General features: G+C 65.1%; 15 protein-coding genes. 8 read left to right on the top strand and 7 right to left on the bottom strand.

Annotated features, from left to right (window positions below; genetic code table 11):
• The first annotated feature begins 418 nt into the window (after positions 1–418).
• Positions 419–610, top strand: coding sequence for a hypothetical protein (locus GGR48_RS16805; protein WP_183952992.1), 192 nt, complete (start codon positions 419–421; stop codon positions 608–610).
• A gap of 61 nt (positions 611–671) precedes the next feature.
• Here GGR48_RS16805 and GGR48_RS16810 read toward each other — a convergent pair whose 3' ends face one another.
• The 3 genes from GGR48_RS16810 to GGR48_RS16820 all read right to left on the bottom strand — a co-directional run bounded on the left by GGR48_RS16810 (position 672) and on the right by GGR48_RS16820 (position 4,375).
• Complete coding sequence (locus GGR48_RS16810) at positions 672–2,075, bottom strand: nitronate monooxygenase (RefSeq protein WP_183952993.1); 1,404 nt, start codon at positions 2,073–2,075, stop codon at positions 672–674.
• 92 nt (positions 2,076–2,167) lie between these two features.
• Entirely contained in the window at positions 2,168–3,304 is a 1,137-nt protein-coding gene (locus GGR48_RS16815; RefSeq protein WP_183952994.1) for a glycosyltransferase, read from the bottom strand.
• A gap of 210 nt (positions 3,305–3,514) precedes the next feature.
• Positions 3,515–4,375: an alpha/beta fold hydrolase gene (locus tag GGR48_RS16820; protein ID WP_183952995.1), complete on the bottom strand. Its 861-nt coding sequence runs from the start codon at positions 4,373–4,375 to the stop codon at positions 3,515–3,517.
• 37 nt (positions 4,376–4,412) lie between these two features.
• On the opposite strand from GGR48_RS16820, the gene GGR48_RS16825 reads away from it, so the two are divergent.
• Positions 4,413–5,789 (top strand): protein adenylyltransferase SelO family protein, encoded by a 1,377-nt coding sequence (locus tag GGR48_RS16825; protein ID WP_183952996.1) that lies wholly within the window; start codon positions 4,413–4,415, stop codon positions 5,787–5,789.
• Between the two features lie 142 nt (positions 5,790–5,931).
• On the top strand, positions 5,932–7,365 hold the full coding sequence (gene astD / locus GGR48_RS16830) for a succinylglutamate-semialdehyde dehydrogenase (RefSeq protein ID WP_183952997.1): 1,434 nt from the start codon (positions 5,932–5,934) through the stop codon (positions 7,363–7,365).
• A gap of 44 nt (positions 7,366–7,409) precedes the next feature.
• On the opposite strand, the gene GGR48_RS16835 is transcribed toward astD, so the two are convergent.
• Positions 7,410–10,439: a TonB-dependent receptor domain-containing protein gene (locus GGR48_RS16835; protein ID WP_183952998.1), complete on the bottom strand. Its 3,030-nt coding sequence runs from the start codon at positions 10,437–10,439 to the stop codon at positions 7,410–7,412.
• A 177-nt stretch (positions 10,440–10,616) separates the two neighbouring features.
• Between GGR48_RS16835 and cobA the strand changes: the two genes are divergently transcribed.
• Genes cobA through GGR48_RS16860 form a run of 5 tightly spaced genes read left to right on the top strand, consistent with a single transcriptional unit; the run spans position 10,617 to position 14,527 of the window.
• Entirely contained in the window at positions 10,617–11,408 is a 792-nt protein-coding gene (gene cobA / locus GGR48_RS16840; RefSeq protein WP_183952999.1) for a uroporphyrinogen-III C-methyltransferase, read from the top strand.
• On the top strand, positions 11,405–11,701 hold the full coding sequence (locus tag GGR48_RS16845) for a DUF2849 domain-containing protein (RefSeq protein ID WP_183953000.1): 297 nt from the start codon (positions 11,405–11,407) through the stop codon (positions 11,699–11,701). Before cobA ends, GGR48_RS16845 begins: the two co-directional genes overlap by 4 nt.
• 10 nt (positions 11,702–11,711) lie before the next feature.
• A complete protein-coding gene (locus GGR48_RS16850; RefSeq protein WP_183953001.1) occupies positions 11,712–13,337 on the top strand; it encodes a nitrite/sulfite reductase in 1,626 nt (541 codons plus the stop codon).
• Positions 13,330–13,788 carry a DUF934 domain-containing protein gene (locus tag GGR48_RS16855; RefSeq protein WP_183953002.1) on the top strand — a complete coding sequence of 153 codons (459 nt, stop codon included), beginning with the start codon at positions 13,330–13,332 and terminating at the stop codon, positions 13,786–13,788. The genes GGR48_RS16850 and GGR48_RS16855 overlap by 8 nt, the downstream gene beginning before the upstream one ends.
• Positions 13,781–14,527, top strand: a complete 747-nt coding sequence (locus GGR48_RS16860; protein WP_183953003.1) for a phosphoadenylyl-sulfate reductase — start codon at positions 13,781–13,783, stop codon at positions 14,525–14,527. The genes GGR48_RS16855 and GGR48_RS16860 overlap by 8 nt, the downstream gene beginning before the upstream one ends.
• 81 nt (positions 14,528–14,608) lie before the next feature.
• On the opposite strand, the gene GGR48_RS16865 is transcribed toward GGR48_RS16860, so the two are convergent.
• The 3 genes from GGR48_RS16865 to GGR48_RS16875 all read right to left on the bottom strand — a co-directional run bounded on the left by GGR48_RS16865 (position 14,609) and on the right by GGR48_RS16875 (position 16,318).
• Complete coding sequence (locus GGR48_RS16865; protein ID WP_183953004.1) at positions 14,609–14,839, bottom strand: hypothetical protein; 231 nt, start codon at positions 14,837–14,839, stop codon at positions 14,609–14,611.
• A gap of 67 nt (positions 14,840–14,906) precedes the next feature.
• Positions 14,907–15,626 carry a hypothetical protein gene (locus GGR48_RS16870; RefSeq protein ID WP_183953005.1) on the bottom strand — a complete coding sequence of 240 codons (720 nt, stop codon included), beginning with the start codon at positions 15,624–15,626 and terminating at the stop codon, positions 14,907–14,909.
• Positions 15,627–15,652: 26 nt separating this feature from the next.
• Positions 15,653–16,318 carry a hypothetical protein gene (locus GGR48_RS16875; protein WP_206362423.1) on the bottom strand — a complete coding sequence of 222 codons (666 nt, stop codon included), beginning with the start codon at positions 16,316–16,318 and terminating at the stop codon, positions 15,653–15,655.
• Positions 16,319–16,348: the final 30 nt, after the last annotated feature.

The raw sequence follows: 16,348 nt of genomic DNA on the forward strand, positions 1-16,348 counted from the left end.
TGTGGGGGGGTTGGTTATGGCCCCGCAATGGGGGGGGGGGGGGGGGCGGTGCACCCTTTTCGTTTTTGGCCCCCCCCCCCCCCCCCCAACCCCCCCCCCCCCCCCCCGGGGGGGGGGGGGGGGGGGGGGGCCCCCTCGCCGCGAACCGCTCGCCCGTGGAAGCCCCCCACCCCCGGCCCCTCCCCTGAAGGGGAGGGGTGAGATGGTTTCATGGCATCCTGCTTGAAGGGTGGGCGGGTGGAATTGTTTTAAGGAACGCCTGAACGACAAGCGATACAGCGTCATCAGTGCAGGCCCGCCGCCACCGCGACAGGATGAAAGCGCGTGATTGACACGGCTCCATGTCAAAATGTTGCGGCACGGAACCGCTTGGGGGCCGCCGCATTCCCCCTCCTGTCATTCAACAGGAGCTACCCTCATGAAAAAGCTGGCTATTGGCCTGACCCTTGCCGCGACCGCCATGGCGATGTCGGCCTGTTCGACGCTGAAGGGCGCCGCGATCGGTGGTGCGGGTGGCGCAGGCGTGGCCGCCGCGACCGGTGGCAGCGTGGAGCGCGGTGCAGCGGTCGGCGGCACGGCGGGTGCGGTCGTCGGCACCGTCGCCGACTAAATCAAAAGGGCCTCTTCCGACTGGCGGAAGAGGCCCTTTTTTTGGTCGGACGTCGACCGGATCAGTCGCCGGTCAGGATGCGGTCGACCAGTTGCTTTACGCTCGGCACGAACCCGTTCGAATAGAACGGATCGCGCTTGAAGTTGTACGCCGCATGGCCGGCAAACATCAGATTCTGTTCGACATCACCGCCATGCGCGATGTCCTGCAGCGTCTTCTGGATGCAGAAGCTGCGCGGATCGGCCAAGCGTCCGGTCGAATTGGTCTCGCTGTCCGCCCAGCTCGAGAACAGGCACTGCGACAGACAGCCCATGCAGTCGGCCTGATCCTTGCGGATTTCCTTGGCTTCCTCGGGGCTGACGAACACCAAGGTGTTGTCCGGGGTCTTCAGCGCCATGGTGAAGCCATGGCCGAACCACTCGCGCGCGCGCAGCAGGTCGCCCTTGGTCACCCAGAAATTCTTGCCCTTCACACCCACGTCGAGCTGGAAGACATGGTCGCCCGCTTCCTGCGTCGAGAAGGCGATCTGGCGATCCGAACGCGCTTCCAGGTTGCGCAGGAACGGGTTGCGCACCGCACTGGAATAGAAACCGGTCGGCGAGAAACGGTGGAGCAGGACATCGCCCTGCTCGATCGTCATCAGCCGCTGCTTCCACTCCTCGGGGATCGGGCTTTCCTGCGTCAGCAGGGGGCGCGTGCCGAACTGGAAGGCGATCTTGCCCAGCTCGGGATTGTCGATCCAGTCGTTCCAGTCGCGCAAATACCAGACGCCGCCCGCCATCACGATCGGCACGTCGTCCGAAATCCCGCCCTCGCGCATCGTGTCGCGCAGCGCTTTCACGCGCGGATAGGGGTCTTGGGGCTGTAACGGGTCCTCGGCGTTGGAGAGGCCGTTATGACCGCCGGCGAGCCAGGGGTCCTCATAGACCACCGCCGCCAGCCATTCCGCCGCCTTGGAATAGGCACGCTTCCACAGCGCGCGGAAGGCGCGGCCCGAGGAGACGATCGGCAGATAGCTGACCTGGTGATGCGCCGCGATCTCGGACAACTTATAAGGCATCCCCGCACCACAGGTGACGCCCGCGACCAGGCCCTTGGTGCGCGCCAGCACGCCTTCCAGCACCCGCTGCGCGCCGCCCATTTCCCACAGCACGTTGATGTTGATCGCGCCCTTGCCACCGGCGATGTCCCAGGCGCGCTTCACCTGCTGGACCGCGCCCTCGATGGCGTATTCGATCAGTTCCTCATGCCGCTCGCGCCGGGTCAGCGCGCGGTAGATCTGGGGGATGATCTTGCCCTCGGCGTCATAGCTGTCGGCATTGACCGCCGAGACGGTGCCGATACCGCCGGCCGCGGCCCAGGCGCCCGCCGACGCATGGTTCGTCGCGGCGACGCCCTTGCCCCCTTCGATCAGCGGCCACACTTCCCGGCCGTTATAGAGGATGGGGCTCAAGCCTTTGAACACGTCGTACCCTTCTGGTCCTGAAAGGGCCTCATATAGCGTGTTAGGAAAGCGAAGCGAGGAGAATTAACGGCACCGTCACGTGCACCCCCGGATCAGCCCAGGGCGCCCGGCCGGCCGAGCACCTGTTCGTAGAGCGCCTTGTACCGCGCGACCATAAGGCTTTCGTCGAATTCGGCGCGCGCGCGGGCCTGATTGGCGGCCCCGGCGGCGGCACGGTGATCGGGGTGCAGCATCAGCGCCTGGATCACGTCGCGCAGTCGCACTTCGTTGGCGCGGTCGGCGATGAACTGGTGATTGACCTGCGACACCATCGACGCCACGTCCCCCACCGGCAGCGAGGCGATGGGCAGGCCCGCCGCCATCCCCTCCAGCACCGAGATCGGCGCCTGTTCGGACAGCGAGGACAGCGCGACGATGTCGAAATGCCGGATGAAGCGGTAAGGCCGGTCGAGAAAGCCCGGCATCACCAGCCGGTCGGCGATACCCATCGCGGCGGCGGCCTGCTGGATATTCGCCCGCTCGGGCCCCTCACCGACGATCACCAGTCGGAACCTGCCCGCGACACCGCCCATGGCGCGAACCAGCATCGGCAGGTTCTTGACGGTGCGCAGGCCTGCGAGCGCGCCGACCACCACCTCCTTGGGCTGGCGCACGAAGCCGGGAATCGCCTTGGGTTCGGGGTCGCGGGCATAGAGCGCGGTGTTGATGCCGTTGGGGATGCGATGGACGCGCTCGGCCGGTTGCTTCCAAGTCGTGCGCGCGATCCCTTCGAGCACATGGCTGGGCACCGCCAGCGCATCCGCCGCCGACAGCGCGATGCGGCGATAGATATTGCGCTCGATCTTCAGCCCGCGCGCTTCGTCCGCGTTGAAGCCGTCCTCGTGATGGACCAGCGGCGGCGCACCCTTGGCATAGACGCGGCGCGCCATCACCCCGTCGATCGCGCCCCAATTATAGGTCAGCACCAGGTCGAAGCGGCGCATATAGGCGGCGATCGCCTCGTACCGCTTGACCGAGGGCTTGCCGGTCAGCGGCGGCGCATCCTGCGCGATCTCGTAACGGATGCCCTTGGCGATGGCATCGCGCGCGCCCAGTTCGTCGGGCAACCCCGAGACGATGGTATGCTTCGCGCTATCGCCGAACGCGTTCATCAGCGCGACCGCCCGCGCCTCCTTGCCACCCAGCGAGAAGGAGGAGTGGAGATGGAGGATGTGAAGCGGACGGGCCATGGCCGCCGGATTAGCGGGCGGCGGCGGCGATGAAAACCGCCAGCGCCGATGCCGTCCCCATTTTCCTCCCCTGCAAGGGGAGGTGGCAGGCCGAAGGTCTGACGGAGGGGTGTCGCACTTGGCGAGGGTGGGAATCGCTCGCAACCCGCGACACCCCTCCACCATGCTTCGCATGGTCCCCCTCCCCTTGCAGGGGAGGAATGGGATTGCCTACCCCGCCACTTTGTCGAGCAAACGGCCGATCCCCGCCAGCGCCTCCGCCTCGGTCAGCAATGGCGTGTGGCCGACATGGGGCACCGTCACCAGTTCGGACGGGGACAGCGCTTGCACCATCCGCTCGGCGACATCCGCGCTCAATATGTCCGATCGCTCGCCGCGCACGACCAGGGTCGGCACGCCGTTGAGCGCATCGAGCGCCGCCCACATATCCGGCCCCGCCTCGCTGCCCGGCACGCGGAACGGCTCGGCGATCTTCAGGTCATAATCGAGCACCACCCGCCCCGCGCTGGTCAGGCGATAGGTGCGCTTGGCCATGGCCAGCCAGTCCTCGATCCCCCAATCGGGATAGACGTCCTCGTTATTCTCCTGGACGCAGCGCGCGGCGTGGAGCCAGGTGGGAAAGCTCTGCGCGCGGCCGACATAGCCACGGATGCGCGCCAGCCCCGCCGGCTCGATCTCCGGCCCGATGTCGTTGAGCACCGCGCCCGCCAGCCGCCCGCGCGCGGTCGCCGCCAGCACCATCGTCACGATCCCGCCCAGCGAGGTGCCGACCGCGACGAACCGGCCGATGCCCAGCTCGTCCAGCATCGCCTCGACATCCTGGACATAGGTCAGGGGGACGTAGCTCATCGGGTCCTTGGCATAGGCGCTCTCGCCCCGCCCCCGGAAACTGACCGCGATGACGCGCGCGCGGGTCCCCAACGCCTCGGCCAGCCCCTCGAAATCGCGGGCGTTGCGGGTCAGGCCGGGCAGGCAGATGACGGGGGGCAGCGCGTCATCCCCCGCATAGTCCCGCGCATGGAGCCGCAACCCGTCTTTCGACCACCAATATCGATTCTCATACGAGGTCATGCTTGAAGGTCCTCCGGTGCCGCCTCCATATCGCGGCATGCCCCTATCCCCGCAAGCCTATCGCCCCGCGACCGCGCTCACCGAGATCGCCGATTTCATCGCCGATTCGGTCACGCCGGCCGATTTCCCGCAGACGATCATCCGCTTCCGCAACGACCGCGCCGCCGCCGAGATCGGGCTGGACACGCTGAGCGATGACGAATGGGTCGCGCATCTCGGCCGGTTCGCCCCTTTGCCCGGCACGCTGCCGGGGCCGCTCGCGCTGCGCTATCACGGGCATCAGTTCCGCCAATATAACAGCGACCTGGGCGACGGGCGCGGCTTCACCTTCGCGCAGATGGTCGCGACCGATGGCCGGTTGCTCGAACTCGGCACCAAGGGCTCGGGACAGACGCCGTACAGCCGCTTCGGCGACGGCCGCCTGACGCTGAAAGGCGGGGTGCGCGAGATCCTGGCGACCGAGATGCTGGAGGCGCTGAACGTCCCCACCTCGCGCACGCTGTCGATCATCGAAACGGGCGAGGCGCTGCACCGGGGGGACGAGCCCTCCCCCACCCGCTCGGCGGTGATGGTGCGTATGAGCCATGGCCATGTCCGCATCGGCAGTTTCCAGCGGCTCGCCTTCGAGCGCGACGAGGCGGGCATGAGGCGGCTGGTCGCCTATGTCCTGCGCCACTTCTACGGCGAGGAGTCGGACGATCCCGTCCGGCTGCTGACGTTGGTCGCGGAACGCACCGCGACGCTGGCCGCGCGGTACATGGCGGCGGGCTTCGTCCACGGCGTGCTCAATTCGGACAATATCAACGTGACGGGCGAGAGCTTCGACTATGGCCCGTGGCGGTTCGCACCGACCTGGGACCCGGAATTCACCGCCGCCTATTTCGACCAAACGGGTCTGTACGCGCTCGCCCGCCAGCCAGAGGCGATCCAGTGGGACGTGATGCAGCTCGCTTCCAGCCTGCGCCTGATCGCGGAGAGCGATCCGCTGATCGCCGCGCTCGACCGGTTCGCGACGACCTATCAGACCGAGATCGTGACCGCGATCCTGTGGCGGCTGGGCGTCACCCCACGCGGCGGCACCGAGGACCGCGCGCTGGTCCAGACCTTCGAGCGGGCGCTGCGCACCTCGCAGGCGAGCATCGCGCAGGTCTATTTCGACCTGTTCGGCGGACAGGTTCCCGATCATTATGACGAACAGTGGAACGGCCTACGCGACCTGATCGAGCCCTATGCTCCCCGCCGCGCGCGCGATCACGCCTATTGGCGGGGCGCGCCCGAATCGATGCTGATCGACGAGGTCGAGGCGATCTGGGCGCCGATCGCCGAGCATGACGACTGGACGCTGCTGTACGAGAAGGTCGAGCGGGTTCGCGCCATGGGCCAGGCGCTTGCCGATGCGGTTGCAGCGGCCTAGCATCACATGTCGAGGGCCTGACCTTCCCCTCCCCTTCAGGGGTGGGGCCGGGGGTGGGGCGCCCGCCCCAAACCTGACATCGGTGGAGAGGCCCCACCCCACCCCCTCCCCTGAAGGGGAGGGGCTCGCCTGGATCAATGCCATGTCATCTTGCGCTCCACTACTCCACGCCACCAAGTGCCTGTCGACCTACGAACCCGCCACCGGTGCGCTGATCGCCGAACTGCCGATCGGCGATGCCGCCCAAGAGGTCGCTGCCGCGCGCGCCGCCTGGCCGGCTTGGGCGGCGACGCCGCTGGCGACGCGGATCGCGACGTTGCAGCGGTTCGCCACCATCGTGCGCGAACGCGCCGATGATTTCGCCACGCTGATCGCGCGCGAGACGGGCAAGCCCTCATGGGAGGCGCGGACCGAGATCGACACGGTGGTCGCCAAGGTCGCCATCTCGATCACCGCGCAAGCCGAGCGCGCGGGTGAGCGTTCGACCGAGCAGCCGGGCGGCGGGCGCATGGCGCTGCGGCATCGGCCGCACGGCGTGCTGGCGGTACTGGGGCCGTATAACTTCCCCGCGCATCTGCCCAATGGCCATATCGTGCCGGCACTTCTGGCGGGCAATGCGATCGTCTTCAAACCGTCCGAGAAGACGCCGGCGACGGCGGCGTTTCTGGTCGATTGCTATCACGCCGCCGGCGTGCCCGAGGGGGTCGTGCGGCTATTGATCGGTGGGCCGGACGAGGGGCGCGCGCTGGCCGGGCATGAGGACATTGACGGGCTGCTCTTCACCGGCTCGGCGCGCACCGGCATCGCGCTCAACCGCCAGTTCGCCGAGCGGCCTGAGAAGATCCTGGCGCTGGAGATGGGCGGCAACAATCCGATCATCGTCTGGGACGATCCCGATCTCGACGCCGCCGCTGCGCTGATCGTCCAGTCGGCCTATACCAGCGCTGGTCAGCGCTGCACGGCGGGGCGGCGGTTGATCGTCGAGGATCGGCTCTACGATCGGCTGATGGCGGCGCTGACCGGGCTCACCGACCGGCTGATCGTCGGCGCGCCCTTCGACCAGCCGCCGCCCTTCATGGGGCCGGTGATCGACAATGATGCCGCCGACTCGCTTTTGACGGCGTTCGACACACTCGTCGGCTTGGGTGCACGCGTGGTACGCCCGCTGGCGCGGATCGCGCCCGACCGCCCGCTGCTGACGCCGGCGATCCTGGACGTCGGCGATGTCGCCGAGCGCCCCGATGACGAACTGTTCGGCCCCGTCCTGCAAGTGTCGCGCGCGACCGATTTCGATGATGCCATCGCACAGGCCAATGCGACCCGCTACGGCCTGTCGGCCTCGTTGATCAGCCCGTCGCGCGAGCGCTACGAGCGGTTCTGGACCGGCATCCGCGCCGGTATCGTCAACTGGAACCGCCCGACCAACGGCGCGGCGTCGAGCGCGCCGTTCGGCGGCATCGGCTGGTCGGGCAATCATCGCCCCAGCGCCTATTACGCCGCCGACTATTGCGCCTATCCGGTCGCCAGCGCCGAGACGCAGAGCGCCGCCGCCACGATCCCGGTCGGCCTTCGTTAAACTCCAAAAAAGGCCCGGAACCGAGGTTCCGGGCCGTATCGCGATCAGAAGCGGGCGGAAATGCCGACCCGCAAGGTCCGACCCCGCACCGTGTAATAGGCCGGGTAGGTGTTGAAATAGGCCCCCGTCGCATAGTTGGTATCCCAGCCGATCAGCGGCGGGTCCTTGTCGAACAGGTTCTGGACGTTGAAGCGGACGTCGATCCCCTTCACGATCGTGACGTTCGTGTTGAAGTCGAAATAGCTGTAACCGGGAATCCGCTGGATCAACGGGAAGGTCTGGCCCGGCGCAGCGGCAAGAACCTTGTTGGTCGACAATTTGGAATTGTCGGTCCCGCCGGTGTAGCGCCAGGTGAAGCCGATCCCACCCTTTACCCACGGCATTTGCCAGTTGACCCCGGCGACATGCCGCCAACGCGGCATCGGACCGCCGCAGGCAAAGCCAAAATAGCCGAGGCAGGACCAAGGCGTGTTGCCAGGCGCAAATTGCCGTTCGAACTTCGTCGTCAGCGTGCCGTTGAAGTTCAGGTTGAAGGTACCGATGTCATCGGCGATCCCCAGCCGCTTAGGATCGAGATTATAGGTGGTGGAGAAATCGATACCACGCGTCGCGGTATAGCCGGAGTTGTTATACCGTGCATCGGCAACGAGGACTTGCCCGGTCTGCGGATCGCGCTTGTAGAACTGGCAGAAGAAATCGACCTTGTTATTATAGCATTGGTTGAACGCCATATCGATACGCGTCCATTCGAAAGCGCCCCGAATGTCGATGTCATACCAGTCGACCGTTGCCGACAGGCCGGGAATGAAGCGCGGCTGGAACACGACGCCCAGCGTCTTGCTGCGTGACCGCTCGGGCTGAAGCGCGGAATTGCCGCCATTGACCAGCGTGGTCGGACAAAAGCCCCGCGAGTCGCAGCCGGTATAGCTGGACAGCGCGTCATACTGCGCACGAGTCATCCCGATCGAGCATTGTTCGAACGTATAACGCTGCGCCGTCTTGCCATCGGCCGAAGCGCGTGGCGGCGCGCACAGATCGAGCATCAATGTGTTCGGGTAGCGGTTTTCGCCTTCCAGCCGCTCCAGCACACCGACGCGCACCGCACGATTGTAGCTGGCGCGGAAGCGTAGGCCATCGACCGGCGCCCAACTCGCCTCCGCCTTCCAGCTGTGCACGAGCTGTTCGTACACATCATAGTCGGAGATGCGGTAGCCGCCATTGACCGACAACTCCTTGAAGAAGGGACGATCCTCGATCAGGGGGATGTCGATTTCGCCGCCCAGTTCCTTGACGCTGGTGCGACCATCAAAGGTGGTGAAATTCGACCAGGCGCCATAGCCCGCCGACTGGTTGCGATACTTGCGATACTCGCCCGTGATCGCGAAGCCGATGCCGCTGCTCGCCCATGGGCTCTTTAGTCCATAATCCTCCAGGGTGCCGGAGACGATCGCATTAACGACCTGCAGGTCATTCTGCTGGCGCCGGCTGCCCACGCCGGTCAGCCAATCATAGACGGCATCGCTGATCGACGTGTTCGACGAAAAGGCATCGACCGGCAGGCAGTTCGGGTCGCTGCCATTGATCTTCGACAGACAGGTCGCCACGCCACCGACATTGCGCACCTGAAGGCCACGCGCCAGCCGCTCGGCCTGATCGGGTAACCAGTTGTGGTCGGATGCACCGTTATAGATGCTGCGCGTCTGCTGATAGCTCAGTTCGAAGCGAATCTTATCGACGATCATGCCCGCCAGGTTGAGCGAACCGCGCCAATCGTCCGTGGCATTGCGGAAGTTCTGGATCATGCCCGGTCGGAACAGCGACAACGAGATTGGCGCGCTCAGCGCCGTCGTACCGGCCGCCGCACCACAGATCGCCTGTGCCTGCTGCCGACCAAGGAAGGGATTGTCGCAATTGACGGGTGCTTCGGGCGTCCAAAGGCCGCCATCGATCGAATTGAAGCCGCGCTCGACGATCTTGCTGTAGAGGAAGCTGCCGCTCAGCCGCATGCCGGCGGGCAGATCGGCGGTCAGGAAGCCGCCGGCATTGACCGTCTCGCTGCGTCGCTGAACCGAGTCGATCGACTGGACGCGGATTTCGTCATCGGTGGTGTAGGTACGGAAGCTGCGTGATCCGTCACGCGCATTGGTCAGGTTTTGTCCATCCACGTAGAAGTAATTATAGGGATTATACGTTGTGCCAGCGCAGATCCACTTCGTATTACCGGCCTCGATATTATAAGGGTCGAACATCAGCAGCGGGCAGTTCGTCGTATCGATATTGCGGAACTGGATCGGGTCCGCCTTCTTATACGTCGCGAAGGCGCTGATATTGACCTTGTCGTCGAGCAGGTTCTTGCCCGCCGCCAGCGAAGCGAAGTAATTGCCGCCGCCGAGATAGGTCCCACGCGGATAGGTGTAACCTGCGTCCTTCGCCAGACCCGCCAGCAGCGGATTGTTGTTGTTATGGTTATACCCGCTGACTTCGCCGTCGAAGGCGATGCCGTTGAACTTGCGCTTCAGGATGAAGTTGACGACACCCGCGATCGCGTCCGAGCCGTACACCGCCGAGGCGCCGCCGGTCATGATGTCGATCCGCTCGATCAGCGCACCGGGGATGATGTTGACGTCATTGTCCATCCGCTGCCCGTTGAGCAGCGTCAGCGTGCGGCCGCCCCCGAGGCTACGCAGCCCGACCGGCGCGGAGCCGGAGTCCCACCGCTGCCCCTGCAAGCCCAGCATGGGCGTCACCTGCGGCAACTGCGCCAGCGCATCCTCGACCCGTGCGAGCCCCCGCTCCTTCAGGAAGGTCGAGTCGATCGTGGTGATCGGCGCATTGCTGGTCATATTGGGTCGGACGATGCGCGTGCCGGTGACGATCACGTCACCCGGATCGGCCTTTTGCTCCTTGGCGTCGATCTTGTCGGTCGACGCCACCACCCCCGTGACGGTGCCGGCCTGATCCTGCTCCGTCGCATCCGTCGCCGCGGCGGGCGTGGTCTGTGCCGCTGCCATACCCGAACAGGCCAAGGCCAGCACCGAAACACCGATGCCGTACTTTACGAAAGCAAATTTCATTTTAAGCGCGTCCCCCGACTCTCATCTGTAACGGGGAGTTCAACATAGCTTATATCATTATGCAAATATAATATACGGTATGCCGATTTTTTAGCGCTCACGCCCCCAAGTTAACCTACCCCCGCCCCAAGGATCGCTCGGTTGTGGCGCGGCGCCGGGACGGTCATCTGTCAGGCTATGGCTACCCTTCTCGACCCTGCCGCGCGTGGCCGCGTGATCCTGGTTGGCGCCGGTCCCGGCGATCCGGGCCTGCTGACCGTTCGCGCGGTCGAGGCGCTGAAAACCGCCGATGTCGTCGCCCATGACGGACTGATCGACGCGCGCGTGCTCGACATCGCCCCGCCGGAGGCCCAGCGTATCTCGGTCGCCAAGCGGCGCGCGCGGCACACTTTGTCGCAGGACGCGATCAACGCGCTGATCGTCGCGCATGTGAAGACCGGCGCGATCGTCGTGCGGCTGAAGGGCGGCGACCCGTTCATCTTCGGGCGCGGCGGCGAAGAGGTGGAGGCGGTGCGCGCCGCCGGCCTGCCGGTCGAGGTGATCCCAGGCGTCTCGGCCGCACTCGGCTGCGCGGCGGAGGCGATGCTGCCGCTCACCCACCGCGACCATGCTTCCGCGGTGTCGTTCGTCGCAGGGCAATGCAAGGGGCTGACCGATCAGGACTGGTCGGGCTTGGCCGGGCAAGGCCGCACGCTCGTCATCTATATGGGCGTGGCGACCGCCAATGGCATCGCCGACAAACTGATGGCCGATGGCGTCGCTCCCGACATGCCGGTCGCGGTGCTGGAGCGCGGCACGCTGGAAGGTCACCGCGCGATCCGTACCCTGCTTGCCGATCTCGGCCCGATGGTCGATCGTGAGCGGGTGCAGAGCCCCGCGATCATCGTAGTCGGCGAGGTCGTCGAATTGTCGGATGCCGAGGACAAGCTCGCGCGTTGGGCCCGCGTGGCGGAAGGAATGAGCGCATGAAGCTGTTGACGGGCAACGACTTGAGCACCGGCGATGTCGTCTGGTGGACGGGGCGCGACTGGTCACGACATATCGAGGATGCGGTCGATGTCGGCGGACAGGGCGAGGCGATCCTTCGCGCCGAAGAGGGCGCACGCCGGGTCAATGTGCCCTATCTGATCGACGCCGAAGCCACCGAACAAGGCCCCCGTCCCGCCCATATCAAGGACCGTATCCGCGCGCTCGGCCCCACGGTGCGCCCCGACCTGACGCTGAAGCCCGCCGATGCGGACGCCGGCGCCTGGGTCATCTGAGAGAGACGCCATGTACGTTTACGACGAATATGATCAGAGCATCGTCGATGCCCGTGTCGAGGAATTTCGCGACCAGGTGAACCGTCGCCTGTCGGGTGCGATGACCGAGGATCAGTTCAAGCCGCTGCGGCTGATGAACGGCCTCTATCTTCAGCTCCACGCCTATATGCTGCGCGTCGCGGTGCCCTATGGCACGCTCGACAGCCGCCAGATGCGGATGCTGGGCCATATCGCGCGCAAGTACGATCGCGGCTACGGTCATTTCACCACGCGCCAGAACATCCAGTACAACTGGATCAAGCTGGCCGATGCGCCCGACATCCTCGCCGAGCTGGCGACGGTGCAGATGCATGCCATCCAGACCTCGGGCAATTGCATCCGCAACATCTCGTCGGACCAGTTCGCCGGTGCCGCCGCCGACGAGGTCGCCGATCCGCGCCCCTGGGCCGAGCTGCTGCGGCAATGGTCGACCTTCCACTCGGAATTCACCTACCTGCCGCGCAAGTTCAAGATCGCGGTGATCGCGGCGGACGAGGACCGCGCGGCGATGCGGCTGCACGACATCGGCATCCAGCTTTTGACGCGCGACGGCGTGCTGGGTGCGAAGATCTTCGTCGGCGGCGGCATGGGCCGTACCCCGATGATCGCGCATGAGGTGAAGGACTTCATCACCGCCGACCATCTGATGAGCTATTTGGAGGCGTGCCTGCGCGTCTATAACCGCTATGGCCGCCGCGATAATATATACAAGGCGCGGATCAAGATCCTGCTGCACGAGATCGGCGTCGACGCGTATCGCGAGCAGGTGGAGGCGGAATTCGCCGCGATCCGCGATCTCGGCATCGACCCGCCGGTCGCCGAGCTGGAGCGGATCACGGCGATGTTCGCCGGGCCGGACTTCGCGACCGACGCGCCCGACACGGTCGACCGTTCCGATCCCGATTTCGCGGTCTGGCTCGACCAGAATGTCGCTGCCCATAAGCAGCCTGGCCACGCCATCGTCACGATCAGCCTGAAGCCGATCGGCGGCATCCCGGGCGACGCCTCGGCCGACCAGATCGACCTGATGGCCGACTTGGCCGAGCGGTACGGCCATGACGAGCTGCGTGTGACCCATGCCCAGAACATCGTCCTGCCGCATGTCCGCAAGGCCGACCTCTATGCCATCTGGACCGCGCTTCGCGAGGCGGGGCTGGCCGAGGCGAACCTTGACCTGATCTCGGACATCATCGCCTGCCCCGGCCTGGACTATTGCAGCCTGGCCAATGCCCGCTCCATCCCGCTGGCGCAGAAGATCGGCGAGCGTTTCGCCGGGCGGCAGCGCGAACTGGGCGAGTTGAAGCTCAAGATTTCGGGCTGCATCAACGCCTGCGGCCACCATCATGCCGGGCATATCGGCATCTTGGGCGTCGATAAGAAGGGCACCGAAAATTATCAGCTGCTGCTCGGCGGATCGGGCGCGGAGGATGTGTCGCTCGGCAAGATCACCGGCCCCGGCTTTGACGAGGACGGCGTGGTCGACGCGATCGAGCGCGTGACCGACCGCTACGTCGAACTTCGCGAAGCCGACGAGCGCTTCCTCGACACCTATCGCCGCGTCGGCATGCAGCCGTTCAAGGAAGCGATCTATGGTTGATCCCATCACCGTGAACACCAATGCGGGCGAGACGCTGCTGCGCTTCCGCGACGATGTGGTGCATGACGAACCGGCGGTGACGCTGGACGCGTTCCTGGGCCAGACCAACGCCACCGCCGTCCGGCTGGAGGCTGGCGACGATGCACGCGAACTGCTCCCGCATCTCGGCCAGATCGCTTTGGTCGAGATCAGCTTCCCCACCTTCCGCGACGGGCGCGGCTATTCGGCAGCGCGCATCCTGCGCGAGGCGGGCTTCGAGGGCGAGCTGCGCGCGGCGGGCGATGTGCTGGTCGACCAGATTCCGCATATGCGCCGCTGCGGCTTCGACAGCTTCGCGCCGGAAAAACCGATCGATGCGGCGACGTTGACCAAGCTGCTCGCGCTCTATCCCCAGCCCTATCAAAAGGCCGCCGATGCGCGCGTGCCGGTGTGGAAACTGCGCCATGGCTGAGCGCGCGCTCGACCGGATCGACGTTCGGCCGGCTTACACGGTGGAGGATGCCGCCGCGTATGAGGCGCGGTTCGCCGGCGTGCCCGCGCCCGAAATGCTGCGCACCCTGCTGACCGGCGAACTGCACGGCGGGATCGCGGCGGTGTCGTCCTTCGGCACCGAGTCCGCCGTGCTGCTGCACATGGTCGCGAGCGCCGATCCGGCGACGCCGGTGGTGTTCACCGACACGCTCAAGATGTTTCCCGAAACGCTCAGCTATCGCGACACGCTGGTCGAGCGGCTGGGCCTGCTGGACGTCCGCGTGATCCAGCCCGACCCCGCCCTGCTGGCGGCGAGGGACCCGGACGGTATCCGTCACAGCTATGACCCCGATGGCTGCTGCGACCTACGCAAGGTCGAGCCGCTGGCACGCGGCCTGGCTCCGTTCGAGGCGTGGATTTCAGGCCGCAAGGGCTTCCAGGCCGGCACCCGCCGCGCCCTGCCCCGCTTCGAGGTCGAGAATGGCCGGTTGAAGCTCAACCCACTGGCCGATTGGAACAAGGCGGCGCTGGACGGCTATTTCACGGCGCACGACCTGCCGCGTCATCCGCTCGAAGCGCAAGGCTATCTCTCGATCGGCTGCGCGCCCTGCACCAGCAAGGTCAAGCCCGGCGAAGACCCGCGCGCGGGCCGCTGGCGCGGGTTCGACAAGGTGGAATGTGGAATTCATCGGCCCATGGAAGCGGCGCCACCGCCTTGAAAGCCAGAGACGTCACTTTCCCCGCAAGGCCCTGAGCCAAGGCGGTGAAGGGCGCGGTGGGAATTCAGGTGTTGCGCACGGTCAGGCGAAGCGGACGTCACTCAAATTTCGAGGCGAAGCGGATTTGGAGAGCCTCTTCAACACCGCCTCCGCCCGGACGAGTTCCTCCGCTTTCCCGCCGGGCCATTGCATACCGAGATAGCGTTGATGCGTGTAGAAGGGGTGACCGAACACCTCCTTGTGAACACGGTCGATGTGATCCTGAACGTTGTTTGCCGGGCGATCGACCTCGACCGTATTGTAAAATGCCATGGCTGAAGCCGGCTGCGATTTAGGATAGTCGGGATCAGACGGCATAGCCTTGATACCGCCAGGCACTCTACGGGCCGGAAGACGGGAACCGATTGGACCGTGGCGCAAAACGTAATCGCGATCCCAGACGACATTCATCAGCATCGCGAGTTCGATCGACGGTCGTAGCTTCTGCCAATCCATTTTCTTTTCGGGCTTGTTCGCCAAAAATGGCGCTTGCATCAAGGCGTCCATCATCGCCTTTTTTTTGCCCTGCATTCATCTGGGGATCTTCCATGATCGCGGTACCAACCCGCTCCACCATCATCCCTTGCGTATCGACAAGGCCTAACAGTTCCTGGCTACGGCTCAGCGGGTCGTTGGCCGTCACGCCGGCCGAAGTATTGCGCACCAGATTAGTCAGCATGGTACTGATGGCAGTGCCACCCTTGTCCTTTGCCATGCCCGCCAACTTTCCGAATGCGAACGCCACGGCGGGATGCTTACCATCCGCCTTCAAATAGGATAAGGCGACCCGCAGGTTATCGGCACCCAGGCGGCGCACGCCGATCTTCTGTATTGCACGTCGAAAGCTCGGGGTCGCGATGACGGCCATCAGTACGGAGGTCGGCAGGATCGCGACGATCGATACAAAGAGCTCGGCCTGCGCCTTGGCATTGTCCTCTTCTTTCTTCAGGCTGGCCTGAACCGCCTTATATGCTTCGTTATATGCCAGAATATATGGCCGCGCGACGTTGCTACGCCACATAACGGTCGCCCAGTTTACCTGCTGAGAAAATGTCGGCATGTATCTTGGTCCTCGTGAGGGATGCCTTATCGCGTCAGAAATGCGGCCCCTCTTGTCACCAGCGAATGCTCAAAGGTCGGCTGCAAATCGTCGAGATTTGGTTTGCCATTCCGGATCGCGACCGGTTCTTCGCCCCGGAATTCGCCCGAAAGCGACTTTACGACCTGCGGAAAGGCGGAAACCATTGCCGGTTGGCGCATCCATTCCGGCGCAGCGACCAGTTGAAAACGATACGCGACCCTCGGCCCCGCATTGGTATTGGTGATGGCGATGTCTTTGATTTGTCGCCGGGCGTAGCATAGCAGCCAGCCATCGGACGTGCCCCACTTGGCTTTCGTAAAAGAGGGCAAATAGCGCTGGGCGGGGCGATACCGCACGACGCGCTCGCCACCGGCCATCTCGGCTTCCCCCCGAACGCGTTCGATCAATCCGGCCTCCGACAAGGCGCGGGCGGCGGGATCTTGCGGCTGGGCGATCAGATCACCGCTCGTGGCATCCGTCGACAGAAGCGGTGCGCATTGGAGATGTTTGTCGAAATAGGCTTGCAGCGCCGCCCGCACATCATTGGCGTCAGCGATGCTGTTCGCAACCGGATCCGTGACCGCGCCGCCGCGCTGACAGCCGGCAATCGTCAGTGGCACCATCACCGCCATCAGCGCAGCCAGCAATACGCGTCCGTTCATGCCATGCATTGGTTTCCCCCAAGTGGCAGCAACCAGATA

The sequence above is a fragment of the Sphingomonas pseudosanguinis genome (assembly GCF_014196255.1).
GTDB lineage: Bacteria > Pseudomonadota > Alphaproteobacteria > Sphingomonadales > Sphingomonadaceae > Sphingomonas > Sphingomonas pseudosanguinis.